Origin of the sequence: Kribbella sp. NPDC048928 (assembly GCF_043197975.1) — a bacterium.
Taxonomy (GTDB): domain Bacteria; phylum Actinomycetota; class Actinomycetes; order Propionibacteriales; family Kribbellaceae; genus Kribbella.
The window spans coordinates 965,335-982,834 of sequence record NZ_JBICUC010000002.1; the positions used below are offsets into that span (position 1 = coordinate 965,335).

Annotated in this window: 16 protein-coding genes; 13 read left to right on the forward strand and 3 right to left on the reverse strand. The window is 68.7% G+C overall.

Features of this window, described 5'->3' with window-relative positions; translation table 11 throughout:
* The first annotated feature begins 41 nt into the window (after positions 1-41).
* From ACGFI6_RS11655 to ACGFI6_RS11685, 7 genes are read left to right on the forward strand one after another with little or no spacing between them, the layout of a single operon-like run.
* Positions 42-1,043 carry an ATP-binding cassette domain-containing protein gene (locus ACGFI6_RS11655; RefSeq protein ID WP_393117455.1) on the forward strand — a complete coding sequence of 334 codons (1,002 nt, stop codon included), beginning with the start codon at positions 42-44 and terminating at the stop codon, positions 1,041-1,043.
* On the forward strand, positions 1,040-1,870 hold the full coding sequence (locus ACGFI6_RS11660) for an ABC transporter permease (protein ID WP_393117457.1): 831 nt from the start codon (positions 1,040-1,042) through the stop codon (positions 1,868-1,870). Before ACGFI6_RS11655 ends, ACGFI6_RS11660 begins: the two co-directional genes overlap by 4 nt.
* Positions 1,863-2,696: an ABC transporter permease gene (locus ACGFI6_RS11665; protein ID WP_393117459.1), complete on the forward strand. Its 834-nt coding sequence runs from the start codon at positions 1,863-1,865 to the stop codon at positions 2,694-2,696. The genes ACGFI6_RS11660 and ACGFI6_RS11665 overlap by 8 nt, the downstream gene beginning before the upstream one ends.
* Positions 2,697-2,735: 39 nt before the next feature.
* Positions 2,736-3,173 (forward strand): MerR family transcriptional regulator, encoded by a 438-nt coding sequence (locus tag ACGFI6_RS11670; RefSeq protein WP_393117461.1) that lies wholly within the window; start codon positions 2,736-2,738, stop codon positions 3,171-3,173.
* On the forward strand, positions 3,170-4,135 hold the full coding sequence (locus tag ACGFI6_RS11675) for an NAD-dependent epimerase/dehydratase family protein (RefSeq protein ID WP_393117462.1): 966 nt from the start codon (positions 3,170-3,172) through the stop codon (positions 4,133-4,135). Before ACGFI6_RS11670 ends, ACGFI6_RS11675 begins: the two co-directional genes overlap by 4 nt.
* A gap of 52 nt (positions 4,136-4,187) precedes the next feature.
* Entirely contained in the window at positions 4,188-5,018 is an 831-nt protein-coding gene (locus ACGFI6_RS11680) for an EamA family transporter (protein ID WP_393117464.1), read from the forward strand.
* A 42-nt stretch (positions 5,019-5,060) separates the two neighbouring features.
* Positions 5,061-5,807 (forward strand): phosphotransferase family protein, encoded by a 747-nt coding sequence (locus tag ACGFI6_RS11685; RefSeq protein WP_393117466.1) that lies wholly within the window; start codon positions 5,061-5,063, stop codon positions 5,805-5,807.
* Positions 5,808-5,839: 32 nt separating this feature from the next.
* On the opposite strand, the gene ACGFI6_RS11690 is transcribed toward ACGFI6_RS11685, so the two are convergent.
* Positions 5,840-7,231 carry a S8 family serine peptidase gene (locus tag ACGFI6_RS11690; RefSeq protein ID WP_393117468.1) on the reverse strand — a complete coding sequence of 464 codons (1,392 nt, stop codon included), beginning with the start codon at positions 7,229-7,231 and terminating at the stop codon, positions 5,840-5,842.
* Positions 7,232-7,475: 244 nt separating this feature from the next.
* Between ACGFI6_RS11690 and ACGFI6_RS11695 the strand changes: the two genes are divergently transcribed.
* From ACGFI6_RS11695 to ACGFI6_RS11715, 5 genes are all read left to right on the forward strand, one after another.
* The gene (locus tag ACGFI6_RS11695; RefSeq protein ID WP_393117470.1) at positions 7,476-8,201 is read left to right on the forward strand and encodes a GntR family transcriptional regulator; all 726 of its coding nucleotides are present in this window, start codon (positions 7,476-7,478) and stop codon (positions 8,199-8,201) included.
* Complete coding sequence (locus tag ACGFI6_RS11700; RefSeq protein WP_393117472.1) at positions 8,198-9,514, forward strand: nitrate/nitrite transporter; 1,317 nt, start codon at positions 8,198-8,200, stop codon at positions 9,512-9,514. The genes ACGFI6_RS11695 and ACGFI6_RS11700 overlap by 4 nt, the downstream gene beginning before the upstream one ends.
* Positions 9,515-9,613: 99 nt before the next feature.
* Positions 9,614-10,603 carry an ATP-binding cassette domain-containing protein gene (locus ACGFI6_RS11705; protein WP_393117474.1) on the forward strand — a complete coding sequence of 330 codons (990 nt, stop codon included), beginning with the start codon at positions 9,614-9,616 and terminating at the stop codon, positions 10,601-10,603.
* On the forward strand, positions 10,600-11,415 hold the full coding sequence (locus tag ACGFI6_RS11710; RefSeq protein WP_393117476.1) for an ABC transporter permease: 816 nt from the start codon (positions 10,600-10,602) through the stop codon (positions 11,413-11,415). Before ACGFI6_RS11705 ends, ACGFI6_RS11710 begins: the two co-directional genes overlap by 4 nt.
* Before the next feature lie 33 nt (positions 11,416-11,448).
* Positions 11,449-11,892 carry a VOC family protein gene (locus ACGFI6_RS11715; protein ID WP_393117478.1) on the forward strand — a complete coding sequence of 148 codons (444 nt, stop codon included), beginning with the start codon at positions 11,449-11,451 and terminating at the stop codon, positions 11,890-11,892.
* A 298-nt stretch (positions 11,893-12,190) separates the two neighbouring features.
* Here ACGFI6_RS11715 and ACGFI6_RS11720 read toward each other — a convergent pair whose 3' ends face one another.
* Positions 12,191-13,543 (reverse strand): serine hydrolase domain-containing protein, encoded by a 1,353-nt coding sequence (locus tag ACGFI6_RS11720; RefSeq protein ID WP_393117480.1) that lies wholly within the window; start codon positions 13,541-13,543, stop codon positions 12,191-12,193.
* A gap of 84 nt (positions 13,544-13,627) precedes the next feature.
* Here ACGFI6_RS11720 and ACGFI6_RS11725 point away from each other — a divergent pair, with 84 nt between their 5' ends.
* Positions 13,628-16,900 carry an ATP-binding protein gene (locus ACGFI6_RS11725; protein ID WP_393117481.1) on the forward strand — a complete coding sequence of 1,091 codons (3,273 nt, stop codon included), beginning with the start codon at positions 13,628-13,630 and terminating at the stop codon, positions 16,898-16,900.
* On the opposite strand, the gene ACGFI6_RS11730 is transcribed toward ACGFI6_RS11725, so the two are convergent.
* Positions 16,865-17,491, reverse strand: coding sequence for a TetR/AcrR family transcriptional regulator (locus ACGFI6_RS11730; RefSeq protein ID WP_393117483.1), 627 nt, complete (start codon positions 17,489-17,491; stop codon positions 16,865-16,867). The genes ACGFI6_RS11725 and ACGFI6_RS11730 overlap by 36 nt on opposite strands.
* Between the last annotated feature and the right edge of the window lie 9 nt (positions 17,492-17,500).

The following is a 17,500-nucleotide window of genomic DNA, read 5'->3' on the forward strand; positions in this document are numbered from 1 at the left end:
AGCGCCGGGCCGGGCTGTCCTGCTCTTGCTAGCATCGCGGGATGCTCCCGATCATCGAGGTTTCTGACCTCATCAAGGAGTTCTCGCGGCCCGATGTCCGGCCCGGCCGCTTCGAGGCGACGAGATCCCTGTTCACCCGGGCGCGCAAGGTCACCAGGGCGGTCGACGGCATCAGCTTCGGCATCGACGAGGGTGAGTTGATCGGCTTCCTCGGACCGAACGGTGCCGGAAAGTCCACGACCATCAAGATGCTCACCGGAATCCTCGTGCCCACGTCGGGAACCATCACGGTCGCCGGGCGGGTGCCGTGGCGTGATCGGCGCAGCAACGCCCGGGCCATCGGCGCAGTGTTCGGTCAGCGCACCCAGCTCTGGTACGACCTCCCGTTGCGGGACTCGTTCGAAATCATCAGAGACCTGTACAGCATGGACTCCGCGACCTACTCGGCGCGGCTCGGAGAGTTCATCGAACTGCTCGACCTGAACGAGTTCATCGACACCCCGGTGCGGTCGCTCTCGCTGGGCCAGCGGATGCGTGGGGACCTGGTCGCCGCGATGCTGTACGCACCGCGGATCCTGTACCTCGACGAGCCGACGGTCGGGCTCGATGTTGTTGCCAAGGGCAAGATTCGTGAGTTTGTCGCGAAGATCAACGCAGGCCGCAGTACGACGGTCATCCTGACGACCCACGACACCGACGACGTCGAGCGGCTGTGCCGGCGGGTGGTGATCATCGACCACGGCAAGATCCTGTACGAGGGTGACATCGAGACCCTCAAGGCGCAGTTCGTCAGTACCCGGGACATCGTGGTGCACTGCAGCGACGTCGACGCAGCCACGATCTCGTCGCCGTTCGCGCAGGTGATCTCGGCCGACCGGTTCAAGGCCACACTGCGGTTCGCGCCGGCGACGACCGCCGCGCCGAAGGTCATCCACGATCTCACCTCGCGCTACCCGATCACCGACCTGACTCTGCTCGAACCGAACCTCGAGGACGTGATCCGGCAGCTGTACTCACAGCGGACGCAGGCTGCTGCCCCGTGAACGGCGTGATCACCCCGGCGGACACGCTCGGCACCCGGCTGACCGGGCTGCGGGGCTTCTACCGAGCCGGATATCGGTCGGTTCTTGCCTACCGCGCGGATCTCCTGTTCGGCGTGATCGGTTTCGTCATCCAGACCGTGCTGGCCGTGGCGGTCTGGCGCGTGTTGTACGACGGTCACGACGAGGTCGCCGGAGTCGCGAGTTCCACAGCCGTCGCGTACGCGGTGCTGGCCGGCTGCATCCAGTCCGTCGTGATGCCCTGGCAGTTCTCGTCGCTCCCGCAACGAGTGTTCCGCGGCCAGATCGGAGTGGACATGATGCGGCCGCGATCGCTGATCAGCCAGAATCTGGCCCAGGCGGCCGGAACGATGGTGGGAAGGCTTCCGATCGGTGTCGCGGGGTTGGCCGTCGGCCTCGCTCTCGGAGGCGTCCAGGCGCCACGGTCGCTGCTTGATCTCTTCGCCTCGGCCGTGTCGATCCTGCTGGGCATCGCCAACATCATGACCATCAACCTGTTGGTGTCGATGATCGCGTTCTGGACGCTGGAGACCGGCGGCGTGATGATCCTCTACCGGTTCGCGTCGGCGTTCCTGTCCGGTGCACTGATTCCACTGTGGTTCATGCCGGAGTGGTTGCAGCCGATCATCGGCCGGCTTCCGTTCCAGGCCCAGATCTACGCCCCGCTGTCGATCTGGTTCGGCACCAGGCACGGGGGCGAGCTGATCGGAACGCTGGCGCTTCAGCTCGGCTGGGTGCTCGCCCTCTTCGTGCTCCTGCAACTTGTCTGGCGGCGGGCGGTCCACAGGGTGGTGGTTCTCGGTGGCTGAGACGGCTGGACCACGGTCGGCGATCGGACAGGACCTGCGCGCTGGCCGGATCCTGCTGCGGGCGTCCTGGCGTGCCGCGATGGGGTACCGCGTCAGCTTTCTCGCGATGATCATCGGCGGCGTGGCCCTGCAGGGTACGCAGTTGTTGTTCATCGGGGTGCTGCTGGCGAAGTTCAACGTGATCCACGGCTGGCGGCTGAACGACATTGCCTTCCTGTTCGCGATGCGGCTGGCCGCGCATGCGTTCTACGTCGTCCCGTTCGGCGCGCTGTACTCGATCGACACCGCGATCCAGCAGGGCGACGTCGACCGCTACCTGCTCCGCCCAGCCGGGATCTATCTGCAGGTCATGACCCGCTATGCACCGCTGGCGGCGCTCGGCGACGCGCTTCTGGGGTTCGGATCGCTGGCGATCTTCGCTCCACAGTCAGCGGTGTCCTGGACACCCGGGAAAGTGGCGTTCCTGATCGCCGCGCTTGTCAGTGGCGGTTTGGTCGAGACCGGCCTGCAGACCCTCCTGGCTGGGCTGTCCTTCCGGATGACGTCCACCGCGTCGCTGCGGATCCTCGCCGACGACACCATCACCCGCTTCAGTGGTTATCCGCTGACGATGTTCAACCGGTGGGGATTCCTCTCGCTCACCTTCGTCTTCCCGATGGCCTTCATCGCGTACCTGCCGGCGACGGTGCTCCTCGGACGCAGCGACGAACTCCCGATCCCTACCTGGCTGGCAGCCGCCTCACCTCTCGGCGGCCCGATCATCTTCGCGGCCGGTCTGACCCTCTTCAACCGGATGATCCGCAGGTACAACAGCCCCGGGAGCTGAGGTTGACCTCAAGCGCTTGAGGTATGTGACGGTGACGGCATGACGGTTTTCACCATCCAGGAGGTCGCGCGCCGCAGCGGTCTGAGCGAGCCGACGTTGCGGTACTACGAGGACGTCGGGCTGGTCGGTCCGATCGATCGCGACACCAGCAGCGGGCACCGGCGCTACCGCACCACCGACGTCGACACCCTCGAGGCGTTGTCCTGCCTGCGGGCGGCCGGCGTCGGCATCGGGGACATGCGTACGTACCTTGCCAATCGTGGTCGTGGCCGCGAGGCCGCCGGCGAGCAGCGCGATCTCCTGCTCCGGCACGCCGAGCGCGTCGAGGCGGAGATCGCGGCGCAGCAGGCACGCCTGCGATACCTCCGCGAGAAGGCAGCACTCTGGGACGCCCGCGACCGAGGCGACGACACTGCCGAGGCGGCGACGATCGAGCGCCTGATCGGGGTCGTCGACGACCTGGGAGCGCTCCGATGAGCCCGGTCCTGGTGACTGGCGGGTCCGGGTATCTGGCGACGCATCTGATCGCGCGTCTGCTGCGGGACGGCCGGGATGTCCGTACGACGGTACGCTCCACGGCGCGCTCCGACGCGTTGCGTGCGGCCGTACGTCGGGGTGATGCGGACGACAGCCGCCTGGAGATCGTCGAGGCGGACCTGCTGTCCGACGACGGCTGGCCGGCCGCGGTGGACGGGTGCGCCGAGATCCATCACACCGCCTCGCCGATCCCCGTCGTCCAGCCGGAGGACCCGGACGAGCTGATCGTTCCCGCCCGCGAAGGAACCTTGCGGGTACTGCGAGCAGCCCAGGCCGCCGGCGCGCGACGCGTCGTACTGACCTCGTCGTTCGCCGCGGTCGGCTACTCACCGAAGCCCGGGGCCGACTACACCGAGGACGACTGGACGGATCCCGATACGCCCGGCCTCGCGCCGTACCCGCGCTCGAAGGCGATCGCCGAACGCGCCGCGTGGGACCTGATGCGCGACGCCGAAACCGAACTGGTAGTGGTCAACCCGACCGGCATCTTCGGCCCCACCCTCACGGCCGAACTGCGCTCCTCGACCCAGTTGATCAAGCTGATGCTCGACGGCACGATGCAGGTCGTACCGCGCGCCCGCTTCGGAGTGGCCGACGTACGCGACGTCGCCGACCTGCACGTCCGCGCCATGGCCACCCCCGATGCTGCAGGCAACCGCTTCCTTGCTGTCAGCAACGACCCGGCCACCAGCTTCCTGGAGATCGCTCAACTGCTGCACCGCGAGCTCGGCGCCGACACACCCACTGAGGAGGCGCCGGGGCCGGACCTCCCGCGCCCGGTCATCCACAACACCCGCGCCCGAAAACTCCTCGACTGGACTCCCCGCCCCGCCGAAACAACCATCCTCGAAACCGCTCAAAGCCTCCAAGCCCTCGGCCTGCTGGCTCCAAGCGCCGCTTGAACGCCACATAATCCGCCTGACCGGCTCAGGCTGGTGGTGAGAGGGTGTGGGGGTGGTGGTGATCTTGGTGGTGCTGGGGGCTGCTGTTCTGCATGCTACGTGGAACGCGATGGCGCACGGGGCTCCGGATCGGGTGGCTGGGCTGGCATTGTTCGAGCTCGCCGCCGGGGTGATCGGGCTGGTCGGGGTCCTGGTGATGGGGCTGCCGCCGGCCGGGACGTGGGGTTTCATCATCGCGTCGGCGTTGCTGCATCTCGCGTACCTCGGTGGGCTGCTGGCGTCGTACCAGCTGGGGCAGTTCAGCCAGATGTACCCACTGGCCCGCGGTACGTCGCCGTGGGTCGTGGCTGTGGTGTCGATCGTCGTACTGCACCAGCAGCTCGCCGTACTGGAGTTGGCCGGCGTGCTGCTCGTCTCGGCCGGTTTGATCGGGCTCGTCTTCATCGGGAGGCCCGGACGCAGTCAGGTGCCGGCGTTGTTCGCGGCGATCGGCACCGGGTTGATGATCGCCTCGTACACGGTCGTCGACGGGGTCGCGGTGCACAAGATGCCGGTGGCGACGTACATGGGCTGGGTGTTCATGCTGCAGGGGTTCGCGGTTCCGATCGCGGTGCTCGCGTGGCGTGGGCCGCAGGCGTTCAACCTTCCTCGTCCCGCGATCGTGTCCGGTCTCGCGGGCGGTGTCGTCTCGATGGTCGCGTACGGGCTCGTGCTCTGGGCCCAGACCCGTGGCACCCTGGCCGCGATCGCCGCCCTGCGTGAAACCAGCATCATCTTCGGCGCCGTCATCGGAGCCATCTTCTTCAAGGAGCGCTTCGGCCCGAAACGAGCTGCCGCTGCGGCCGTCGTGGTAGCCGGCATCATCCTCATCACCACCAGCTAAAGCAGGCGACTCGGACGGTCGTCGTCGGCATACTGGGTGGGCATGGATGAGGTGAGCGTTGTTGTTGCTCATCCCGAGCGCGCGACGCTGCGGGTCGGGGACGTGTTCTTGAAGGTGGACACGGACCGCGCGCGGCTGGAGCGTGAGGTCGAGGCGATGACGCTGGCGCCGGTCCCGACCCCGGACATCCTGTGGCACGAGCCCCCCGTGCTCGCGATCGCGGCGGTCCGCGGGACCGTACTCGCCCGCCTCTGCCGGCCATCCACCTCGCCCCCGGCAGCCTGGGCCTCAGCCGGCGCCGCGCTCCGCAGGTTGCACGACGCGCCGCTGCCACCCTGGATCGGCCGCAACGGCGGGAACCTCGACGAGCTCGCGGCTGAGCTCGACGCCGAATGCGAGCGGCTTGTCGCCGACGACGTCCTGCCGCGCGACCTGGTGACCCGCAACCGGGAGGTCGCCCAGGCCGCGCTGCGACCGTGGACGCCGGCGTTCACCCACGGCGACCTGCACATCGCCCACGTCTTCGCGGACGGTGACGAGCTGACGGGCATCATCGACTGGTCCGAAGCAGGCCAGGGAGATCCGCTCCGCGACGTCGCGACCATGACCCTCGGCCACCCGGAGCACCTCGACGACGTCCTGGCCGGGTACGGCGGCGAAGCCGACCCCGCCATCATCCGCGCCTGGTGGTCGCTACGAACTCTCCTGTCCGTCCGCTGGCTGATCGAACACAACTACGACCCCTTCAGCCCAGGTGGCGAGGTAGACGTCCTCAGAGCCCGAATGTGAGTGGGGGTCCCGGGCGGGGGACCCCCACTCGGTCAGGGGGTGACTGCGTCAAGGGCGTCGGCTATGCCTTCGCCGTAGAACGCGTTGTTGGCGGTGGTGCCGGTGCAGCGGGCGTCGGGGGTGGTGGGGCAGGCGGTGTCGTCGGCCTCACGCTGGAGAGCGCGCTCGATGTCACGGGGACCCCACGACGGATGCGCGGACTTCATCAGGGCCGCGATACCGGTGACGTGCGGGGACGCCATCGACGTACCGCTCATCAGGCCGTAGCCGCCGCCGGGGAGCGTGGACAGGATCGAACTGCCGGGGGCGGCGACGTCGATCTTGTGCAGGCCGAAGTTGGAGAAGCTGCTCCGCGCCCGGGTCTGGGTGGTGCTGGCGACGGTGATCACGCCGGGCAGCTCGGTCGGCATGTCGAGGCAGTTGTTGTTGATGGTGCGGGTGACGGCGGTCGAGTCGTTCGGGCTGCCGCTGTCGGTGGTCTTGTTGGCCAGGTCGTAGTTCGAGTTGCCGGCCGCCGCAACCGAGAGCGTGCCCTCGCCCGTCGCCCAGGCGTACGCACGCCGTACGGCCTCCTGAACCGCGCCCTGGTCGCCGTTGTCCGCGCACCAGAACTCGAACGGGTCGATGAAGTAGCTGTGGTTCGTCACGGCCATGTGGTGCTCGGCGGCCCAGACGATCCCGCAGATCGAGTACTCCGGGTAGATGAAGCCGTTGTCGTTCACCACCTTGACCGACGCGATCCGTACGCCGGGCGCGACGCCGACGATGCCGACGCCGTTGCGGGCGGCGGCGACCGTACCGGCCACGTGCGTGCCGTGCGAGCTGGTCGTCGGACGCCACGCGCCGGCGGTCCGGTCCGGCACCCCGTTCTTGATGCAGCTCACGGAGTCCGCGGCGTCGAAGTTCGGGGCGAGGTCGGGGTGGGTGTCGTCGACGCCGCTGTCGTTGATGCCGACGAGCACCTTGCGCGACCCGTCGGTCACCTGGTGAGCCTGGTCGGCCTTGATCTGGACCATGTCCCATTGGTCGCCCTCGCGCGGGTCGGGCGCCGGGGTCGCCGCGAGTGCGTTGAGCCCGCCGGCGCCTTCGCTGACCGCCGCGGTCCGGGTGGCGCCGACCGACTGCACCTCCTTGCCGTTGTGGCCGCTGCGTACGTCGGTCTTGAAGTCCGGGTTGGTCGACTGCGCGACCACCACGCCGAACTGCCGGTACGACACCAGAACCGAGCCGCCGGCCGCCTTCACGGCGTCCTCGGTCTTCCGGACGTGGCCGGGAGTGGCCTTGGTGTTGACCACGTAGTTCATCAGGGGGCCGGGCTCGGGGTCGGCGGCGTTCGCGTTGGTGGTCGCGCCGAGTGACACGCAGACGAGCGCGGCCGCCGAGAGACCGGCGGCCAGCCGGCGAGGACGGGATGTTCGGGACACGAGGCCTCCTCAGGGCAAGGTCCGGGCGGACGGGCCCGGGCCGATAACCCGGGACTCTAGGCCGGATCACCGACCAGCGGAGCGGCTCGTCCCCAACACAGGGGAAACCCTGCATCACCCTCCGTTGCCCACACACTGTGGACCGACCTGTGGATAACTTGGGGAATATCTCGCTTGGACAGTGGATTACGTCTCCAGGTAGGATAGATACAACAGGTATACGAGTCGTATGGGTGGGAGTGCAGTGACAACCGGGGACGCGGCGAACGACGCGTTGACATTGGGTGAAGAGACCGCGGAGATCGCACGGGTGGTGGTCGAGGCGGCGCCGGGGGTGGACAAGATCCCCGCGGCCGAGCGCGTGTACGCGTACGTGAAGGCCGCGATCCTCGAGCGGACATATCCGGGCGGTGAGTTGCTCACCGAGGGTGAGCTGGCGAGTGCGGTCGGTGTCTCCCGTACGCCGGTGCGCGAGGCACTGCTGCGGCTGGAGGAGTCCGGCCTCGTCAAGCTCTACCCGAAGAAGGGCGCGCTGGTCCTGCCGGTGCTGCCGCAGGAGATCGAGGACGTCCTCGAGGCCCGCGAGCTGATCGAGACGCACGCCGCCGCGAAGGTCTGGCCGCGCCGCAAGCAGTTGATCGAGGCGCTCACCGAGCGCGTCGACGAGATGCGCGCGCACCGCAAGGCCGGTGACGCGAAGACCTTCCTGGAGGCCGACCGGGCCTTCCACGAGGCGATCGTCGATGCCGCAGGCAACCAAATTCTCGCCAAGCTCTACAACAGCCTCCGCGACCGCCAGGTCCGGATGGGCGTGCCCGGGATCGAGGTCCAGCCGGCCCGGATGGACAAGTCGATCACCGCGCACCAGGAGATGATCGAGGCCCTCGGCGGCAACAGCGTCAAGCGTTTCCGCGAGCTCGTCGTCACCCACATCGCAGAGGCCGCAACAGATCTGCGGGGCACCCGGTGACCGAACTCCTCTACCCCCTGGGCGGACGGCGAGCCTGGGCGGTGTGGGCCACTGCTGTCCTGACGTACCTCGTGACTGTGCTGCACCGTGGCTCGATGAGCGTGGCCGGTCTGCAGGCCGCGGAGCGTTTCCACATCTCCGCGTCGGCGCTGGCCAGCTTCACCGTCGTACAGCTCACGGTGTACGCGGCCATGCAGGTTCCCGTCGGCGTCCTGCTCGACCGCTACGGCTCCAAGCGCCTCCTGATCGCTGCGTCCGGTCTGCTGTTCGTGGCGCAGTCCGCGTTCAGCATGGTCGACTCGTACCCCGCCGCTCTTGCTGCTCGTGCAGTGCTGGGCGTTGGTGACGCACTGGTCTTCATCAGTGTGCTGCGCGTGGTCATGTCCTGGTTCCCCGCGCTGCGCCAGCCGGTGATGTCACAGGCGACCGGGATGCTCGGCGGTCTTGGCGCGATCATGTCGACCGTCCCGATGGCCGCGGCGTTCCACGCGTTCGGCTGGACGCCGACGTTCGCCACCGCGAGCGTGCTGAGCCTTGTGACCGGTCTGCTCGTGCTGCTGCTCGTCAAGAACACGCCGTACGATGAGCCGCTCCGCCGCGCCAAGCAGCCGCTCAACGAGGTCAAGAAGAACCTGCGCCGCGCCTGGCAGGAGCCGGGGACCCGCCTCGGGCTGTGGACGCACTTCACCACCAGCTTCTCCGGCAGCACGTTCGGCCTGCTCTGGGGCTTCCCGTTCCTCGTCCAGGGACAGGGGGTCGCACCAACGACCGCTGCAGCGATGCTGATCGTCCCTGTGCTGGCGGGCCTCTGCTACGGGCCCCTGGTCGGGCGGTACGCCGCCAAGTTCCCGTTCTACCGGTCCTGGATCGTGCTGGCGGTGATCGCCGGCTCGGTGGTGATGTGGACCGTCGTACTGCTGTGGCCGGGGCGCGCCCCGATGCCGGTGCTGCTGGCACTGATCGTGGTGCAGGCGGCCGGCGGTCCGGGGTCGATGCTCGGACTCGACTACGCGCGGACGTTCAACCCGACGACCCGGTTCGGCGCCGCGAACGGGATGGTCAACACCGGTGGGTTCATCGCGACGCTGCTCTGCATCGGCATGGTCGGGGTCCTGCTGGACGCGTCGTCGGGCGGTGCGCCGCAGGCGATCGACGACTTCAAGTTCGCGCTGGCCTTCCAGTACGTGCTGTGGGCGATCGGGACGCGGCAGATTCTCAAGTACCGGCGGAAGGCGCGCGGGAACCTGGCTCGGTACAACCCGGAGGCGTACCAGGCGCTGCTGGCCAACCAGATCGTTCCGCTGAAGGGCTGAGCCAGCGCGCTGACACGGGCTGTCAGCGAAGTGCCAGCCCGGTGCCAGGGCGACGCAGGATGGTAGTCCCAGTTGAGTAAGACCACTGGGAGGAATCCGATGACCACAACGAACCAGGTCGCTATCGAGGCGGTCGGCTTGGTCAAGAAATATGGCAGTACGACCGCGCTTGCCGGCGTCGACCTGAGCGTGCCGACCGGCACCGTTCTGGGGGTCCTCGGCCCGAACGGCGCCGGCAAGACGACCGCGGTCCGCATTCTCGGCACGCTGCTCCGGCCGGACGCCGGGCACGCGACGGTCGGCGGCTACGACGTCGTACGGGAGGCCGGGAAGGTCCGGAGCATCATCGGGCTGACCGGGCAGTACGCGTCGGTCGACGAGGACATGTCCGGCCGCCGGAACCTGATCATGATCGGCCGGCTGCTCGGCTACTCGCGGCCGGAGTCGCGCGCCAGGGCGGACGAGCTGCTGGAGCGGTTCGAGCTGACCGACGCCGGCGACCGGATCGCGAAGACGTACTCCGGTGGTATGCGCCGGCGTCTCGACCTGGCCTCCAGCCTGGTCGGCAACCCGAGCATCCTCTACCTGGACGAGCCCACGACCGGCCTCGACCCGCACGCCCGCAACGGCGTCTGGGAGACGATCCGGAACCTGGTGCTCGACGGCACCACGGTCCTGCTCACCACGCAGTACCTGGAGGAGGCCGACGCACTGGCCGACTCGATCGTGGTGTTCGACAAGGGCGCCGTGGTCGCGAACGGACGGCCGTCGGAGCTCAAGGCGCAAGCCGGCAAGCAATCGCTTGACGTACGTCCCGCCGAGCCGTCGCACATCGAGCGGGTCGCCGCGATCGTCGCCGAGGCGGTCGGTACGCGGCCGACGGTCGACGTCGTGAACACGCTGGTCAGTGTGCCGGTGACGGACGGTTCGTCGATGCCGGTCGTCGTACGGCGGCTGGACGAAGCCGGGATCGCGGTGACCGAACTGTCGCTGCGGCTGCCCAGCCTGGACGAGGTGTTCCTGGCGCTGACCGGGCACACCGCCGAAGCGAAGCAGTCCGAGAACATCCTGGAAGGAGTCGGTCGATGAGCGCGGCAACTCTTGAGCCTGCGGCCCACCTGGCGCGCCGCAGCAATCCGCTGGCGTGGGCCCAGCAGAGCCTGACGCTGGCCTGGCGGAACATCGTCCGGATCCGGCAGAACCCGGAGGCGCTGGCGGACGTGACGTTCCAGCCGATCATCTTCCTGGTGCTGTTCCTGTTCGTGTTCGGCGGCGCGATCGCCAACGGCGGGACCTGGCACGACTACCTGCCGTTCCTGCTGCCCGGCCTGCTGGTGCAGACCGTGGTGTTCTCCACGATGGGCACCGGCGTCGCGCTGAACGACGACTTCGCGAAGGGTGTGTTCGACCGGTTCCGGTCGCTGCCGATCGCCCGGGTGGCGCCGCTGATCGGTGCGGTGCTCGGGGACGCGGTGCGGTACACGCTGTCGATCGTGATCTTGATGACGACCGGCTTCATCCTCGGGTTCCGGTTCCAGAACGGGGTCGGGTACGGGCTGCTCGCGCTGGTGGTCGTGCTGTTGTTCGCGCTGTCGATGTGCTGGATCTGGGTGTGGCTCGGGCTGACCCTGAAGACCGCCCAGGGCGTGCAGGGCGTCGCCTTCCTGGTGATGTTCCCGCTCACGTTCGGCAGCAACGTGTTCGTACAGACCAGCACCCTGCCGGGCTTCCTGCAGGCCTTCGTGAACGTGAACCCGGTCAAGTACCTGGTCGACACGATGCGCGGCCTGATGCTCGGCGGCCCGATCCAGAAGCCGCTGCTGATCACCCTCGCCTGGATGGTCGGCCTGATCGCGGTCTTCGCTCCGCTGGCGATCCGCGCCTACCGCCGCCGTACCTGAAATTTGTCGGTGGTGGGCGTCAGAGTGGTCGGTATGACGACCAACTGGACGCTCACCATCGACTGCGTGGACCCGGCGCTGGTCGCGCGCTTCTGGTGTACGGCGCTGGGCTACACCGAGTCCGATCCGCCGGCCGGCTGGGACACCTGGGAGGCGTGGCTCACCGAGCTCAACGTCCCCGAGAACGAGTGGAACGACGGCGCGTCGATCTCCGACCCGAACGGCGTCCTCCCGTCCATCTCCTTCCTCAAGGTCCCGGAGCCGCGCACCGTCAAGAACCGTCTGCACCTGGACCTCCAGGTAGCAGGCGGCCGCTCCGAACCTCAGCACCTCCGCGAACAACGCATCCGCAGCACCGCCGAAACCCTCCTCGCGGCCGGCGCCACCCTGTTCCGCGAGGTGCCCCACGAAAACACCACCCCCCTCGACCACCTCTGGCTAAAAGACCCCGAAGGCAACGACTTCTGCGTCGTTTAAGGGGCATCCAGGGGCATCCCGGGGCAGATGGACCTGAGTTGTCCACAAGCAGCACTTCTCGGCACGACAGAGACTGCGGACCTGTCGACCGACGTTCGCGAAGCAGATTCGTGCGGGAGTCCTGAGTGCCAGCCAGCTTCCCGATCGGCTGCCGGACAGCACGGGATCGGTGATCCGGAAACCGGCCGGGTGGTGAAAAAGCAGAAGCCCCACCGAAGTGGGGCCTCGCACCCAGCCACCGAAGCAACTGGGGGAATGCTCAAAGGCTATCCGACGATCTGGTTCCGGGCAACACGGTTCATCCAGGCATGATCTCGCTGAAGGCGAGGGGTTGGCGGGTGCAGAGGTAGGTTGCCCAGTGCAACTTTGTGGGGTGGCCGGCGGGGTCTCGGGTGATGTGCAGGAGTTCGCCGGTTTCGCGGCCGGAGACGGTGCGGTAGGTGTCTTCGGAGAGGCGTTCGAAGACGGCGGGGGACTGGTGTTCGGCAGCTGTCGGGCTCTTCGCCTCGAGGGTGCCGTTCTTGACCGAGAAGACGAACGGCGAACCCTCGGTGAACCAGGTGCCGAGGACCTCGACCAGTTCGTCGGGGACCGAGGTGCCGGGGACCCAGGCCTCGTCGGGCAGCGGGTCGTCCTCGAGGACCTTGATGATCAGGTCGGTCGCCAGCGCGCTCGGGGCCGGCGAGGACGTGGAGCCGAAGAGCGCGATCCCCGCCGTACCGGAGGAGCGGTCGACGAACGTCGACGTGATGTGGCCCGGCATCCCACCGTCGTGCCCGACGAACAACCGGTCGCCGCGGCGCAGCAGCATGAACCCGAGTCCGAACGCGAGCTGCCAGCGGTCCACGTCGGCCATGATCTGCACCTGGCACATCTCGTCCAGCGTGTCCTTCGAGAGCACCTCGTCGACCGGGTTCGCGACGAACATCGCCCACTTCGCCAGGTCCTCGGCGGTCGACGCCAGCCCGCCGCACGCGTCCATCGCGCCGATGTCGAGCAGCGGTTCCCGCACCGGTACGTCCGAGAACGGCGGCACGTAGTACCCGGTCTGGGCCGGGCCGCCGTCCATGCCGACCGTCGTCCGGCGCATCTCCAGCGGGTCCAGGATCCGCGCCTTGACGGAGTCGTACCAGGACCGGCCTTCCAGCCGCGCGACGATCTCGCCGAGCAGCGAGAAGACCAGGTTCGAGTAGTGGAACCTGTGGTGCGGCCTGCCGATCCGCGCGGCGCCGTTCCAGCCGGGGACGAGGTCTTCGCGGGACGGGAACTTCATCAGGTCCCACACGTCGCCGACCGGCTCGCGCTGCATCCCGCTGGCGTGGCTGAGCATCTGCCGTACGGTGATGCCCTCGTGCTTGCTGTCCGTGATCAGCTTCTCGATCGGGTCGTCCAGGCTGAGCTTGCCCTCGTCGCGCAGGGCCATGATCGTCACCGCGGTCAGCGTCTTGCTCTGCGACGCGATCAGGAACTGCGAATCGGCGGTCGGCGGTACGCCCGGATGCTCCAGGTCCGCGGATCCGGCCCCGTACGACCAGGCGAGCGATCCGGCACGGGCGACGGCCCCGACGACACCGGGCACGCGGCCCTTGGACTGACGTTCGGCGACGAGACGGGTGAGCGCGGTCTGCACCGGCGCGGCGATATCGGTCACGAGTTCGGAGCCTAAGGGAGCCAAGTGACAAAAGGCAGGGGTTTGGTCGGTGGGATGTGCGAGGCTGGTGGAGTGCGCATAGCGGTGCTCGGTCCTCTCGCGATGTGGGCGGCCGACGGGACTCCGCTCGACATCCGCGGCGTCCGCCTGCGCGGACTGCTCGCGCGACTCGCGCTGTCCGCGGGGCGGCCGGTGAGCGTCGAGACGCTCGTCGACGGTCTGTGGTGCAGCGAGGCCCCGAGCGCGAACGCACTGCAGTCCCTGGTGTCGCGCCTGCGCGCGAGCCTGCCGGCGACCGAGTCGAGCATCTCCGTCCAGTCCGGCCCGGCCGGCTACACGCTGACGATCGCCCAGGACTGCGTCGACGCACTCCAGTTCGAGGAGCTGGTACGGCGCGGACGCGCAGCGCTCACCTCCGACCCGGCCAAGGCGCACGCACTGCTCGCCCAAGCCGACAAGCTGTGGCGGGGCGAGGCCCTGACCGACCTCCGTGACCTCCCGTTCGCCGCGGTCGAGGCGGACCGGCTGGCCGAGCTGCGCCTGGCCGCCGAGGAGGATCTGGCCGAGGCGGCCGTCAGCTGCGGCCACGCTCGCGACCTGATCGCTGACCTCGAGCACCTCGCCGTCACGCATCCGCTCCGCGAACGCGTCCACGAGCTGCTGATCCGGGCCCTGTACGCCGACGGACGTCAGGCGGAGGCGCTGACCGCGTACGAACGGATCCGCACCACCCTGGCCGAGGAGCTGGGCGCCGACCCGGGCTCACGGCTCCGCGAGCTGCACGTGGCAGTTCTCCGGGGCGACTCGATCGACCCGGTTGCGAACACAACACCGGCTCCCGTGCCAACACCACCGCGGAGCAACCTGCGTGCACCGTTGACCAGCTTCGTCGGCCGGCGTGAGGACGTGGCCGAGCTGTCCCGTCTGCTGAGCAACGGGACCCGGCTGGTCACTATGGTGGGCCCAGGTGGTGCCGGCAAGACCAGGCTGGCCACCGAGACGAGCAGGTCGCTCGTGGACCAGTCCGGCGACGGCATCTGGTTCGTGGAGCTCGCGCCCCTGGGCGACGCCGCCGACGTGGCGCCCGCCGTACTGTCCACCCTCGGTGCCAGCGAGTACGTCGACGTCTCCCCGGCGCACTTCGCGCCCAAGCACATCCCGACCAGCCGGGCCGCGACCCAACGGTTGGTGGAGGTCATCGGCGACCGCCGCATCCTCCTCGTGTTCGACAACTGCGAGCACCTGGTCCAGGAGGTCGCCGGACTGGTCGACTCGCTGCTCGCCTCCTGCCCGCGGCTGCGGGTGCTGACGACGAGCCGCGAGCCGCTGAGCATCCCCGGTGAGCACCTGCATCCGGTCGGTCCGCTCGGTCTGCCGCCGGAGGACTCGGCCACCGCCGAGTATCCGTCGATGCAGCTGTTCGTCGACCGCGCTCGTGCCGTACGCCCCGACTTCCAGCTGACCGACGCCAATCGCGCGGCGGTCGCCGAGATCTGCCGCCGGCTGGACGGCATGCCGCTGGCGATCGAGCTGGCCGCGGCGCGCCTGCGGGCGCTGACCCCGCCGCAGATCGTCGACCGGCTGACCGACCGGTTCCGGCTGCTCACCAGCGGCTCCCGGACTGCTCTGCCGCGGCACCAGACGCTCCGCGCCGTGGTCGAGTGGAGCTGGGACCTGCTCGCTCCGGACGAGCAGGCGGTTGCGCGGCGGCTCTCGCTGTTCTCCGGCGGGGCGACGCTCGACGCCGCCGAGGTGATCTGCAGCGACGAGAGCATCCCGTCGGAGTCCGTGCTCGGCGTCCTCGCCTCCCTGGTGGACAAGTCGCTCGTGGAGGCGGCCGCCGACGAGCGGTCGGTGCGCTACCGGATGCTGGAGACGGTCCGTGCGTACGCCGGTGAGCAGCTGCACGCCTCCGGCGAGTACGAGCGCTTCCGCCACGCCCACACCGCGTACTTCAGCCGCATGCTCCGCAAGGCCAGGCCGAAGCTGCGGACCGGCGAGCAGATCGAGTGGATCCATCGGCTGGACGCCGACAACGAGAACCTGATCGACGCGCTCCGGACCGCCATCGACACCGGCAACGCGCGAGTCGCCGTCCAGATGGTCGCCGTCCTCGGTGAGTACTGGACGATGAGCGGCCGCCCGGCCGAGGCAGTCAGCTGGATGCAGGCCGCGCTCGCAGTGCCCGGCAAGAGTGTGCCGACCGACAAGGCCGAGGCGCTGTACCTGCTCGCCCTCGGCCGGATGTCCGCCAGCGAGGACCCGGCAGCCTCGTTCCAGCAGGGGATCCGCGGCCTTGCCACAGTGCGCTGGATGACCCGCAAGCACCAGATCCTGATCGACTCCGGCATCGGGCTGTTCACCAATGCCGTGTGGGCCGCCGTACGCCGGGACAAGGCGACCTGTTTCGCCGAACTGGAGGCCGCCGGACGGCACCCCGATCCCTGGATCCGGAACATGGGGCTGATGACCAGCGCCATGTTCCGCGAGAACGAGGGCGAGGTCGAGGAGATGGTGGTCAACCTGAACATCGCCCTCGACGGCTTCCGCAAGATCGGTGACCGCTTCGGTACGTCGATGGCGCAGCGCGGCCTCGCCGGGTACTGGGCCACCACCGGCGACCACGCGGCGGCGTTGGAGGCGCTGATCGAGGCGCTCCGGCTGATCGAGGAGCTCGGCACGACCGAGGGCGTCAACCAGTTGCTCGGCAGCTGTGCGATGAGCCGCCTCGAGCTCGGTGACTACGACGGCGCCCGGGCGGACCTGGAGCGCGCGCGGCGGTTGTCCGAGGAGACCGGGTCCCGTGGTGGCGAGGCGATGGCGTACATGGGCCTGGCCAAGATCGAGTTCCGGCTCGATCGGGTCGACCAGGCGCGCGAGCTGGCCGAGCGTGCGTACGCGACCCTCGACCTGGACGCCGAGCGGATCGCTCCGCACGGCCAGGCGGTGATGCTCGGCGCACTGAGCCGGATCTACGCGTCCATCGGCGACATCGAGAAGGCCCAGCGATACGCCCACGAGGCCGTCGGGCTGGCGCTCAGTACGGAGGACATGCCGGTCGCGGCCGCCGTCGTCGAGATCGGGTTGGACGCCGACCTGCTGACCAGCGAGCCGGCCGAGATAGCCCGCCTGCTCGGGCTCGCGGCGAGCATGCGCGGCCTGCGCGCGATCCCGGACGCCGACGTACAACGGCTCGTCGACAACATTCGCGATGCCCTGGGCAACGATGCGTACGAGGCCGCGTTCGCGGACGGCGCCGCCTTGTCGCGCGACGAGGCCGTCGCCGAGGTCCGCAAGCGCTACCTCCCCGACGAGGACCCGCTAGGCCGTGATGAGTTGCACCGCAAGCTCGCGTAGGGACTTCTGAACGCGTTGTTCGGGCGGGCGTGGCTCGGCGAGCATCCAGTCGTGGACGACCGCGTTCACCGCGCCGAAGAACGCCAGCGCGAGGAACCGGAAGTCCTTGCGCTTGATCTCGCCGCGCTCGACCGCGGTGTCGCCGAGATCCCGGACGTTGCCGATCAGCAGCTCCCGGAACGCGTTCCGCTGCTCCTCGACCGCCGGACTGGTGCCGACCACCTCGACGAACGAGATCCGGGCCTGCCGGAGATCCGCCATGATGGTCCGCAGGTACGAGTCGACGGCCGCGGCGATCCGCTCCCGGACCGGCTTGTCGGCGGTCTGCCGGAGCGCGTCACCGGTGCTCCGGACCGCGAGCTCGATCACCTGCGCGTGCACCGCGAGCAGCACGGCCTCCTTGTTCTGGAACTCGTGGTAGAAGTGCCGCGTGGACACTTTCGCCTGTGTGCACAGGCGTTCCACGGATGTCGCCGGATAGCCGTCGGTCCCGAAGAGTTCGAGCGCGGCGGCCAGCAACCGTTCCCGGCGCGCGGCCTTCCACTCCTCGACTGACCGCCCGGAATAACGGCGTACGGAGGGTTCCCTCATCACACCTCT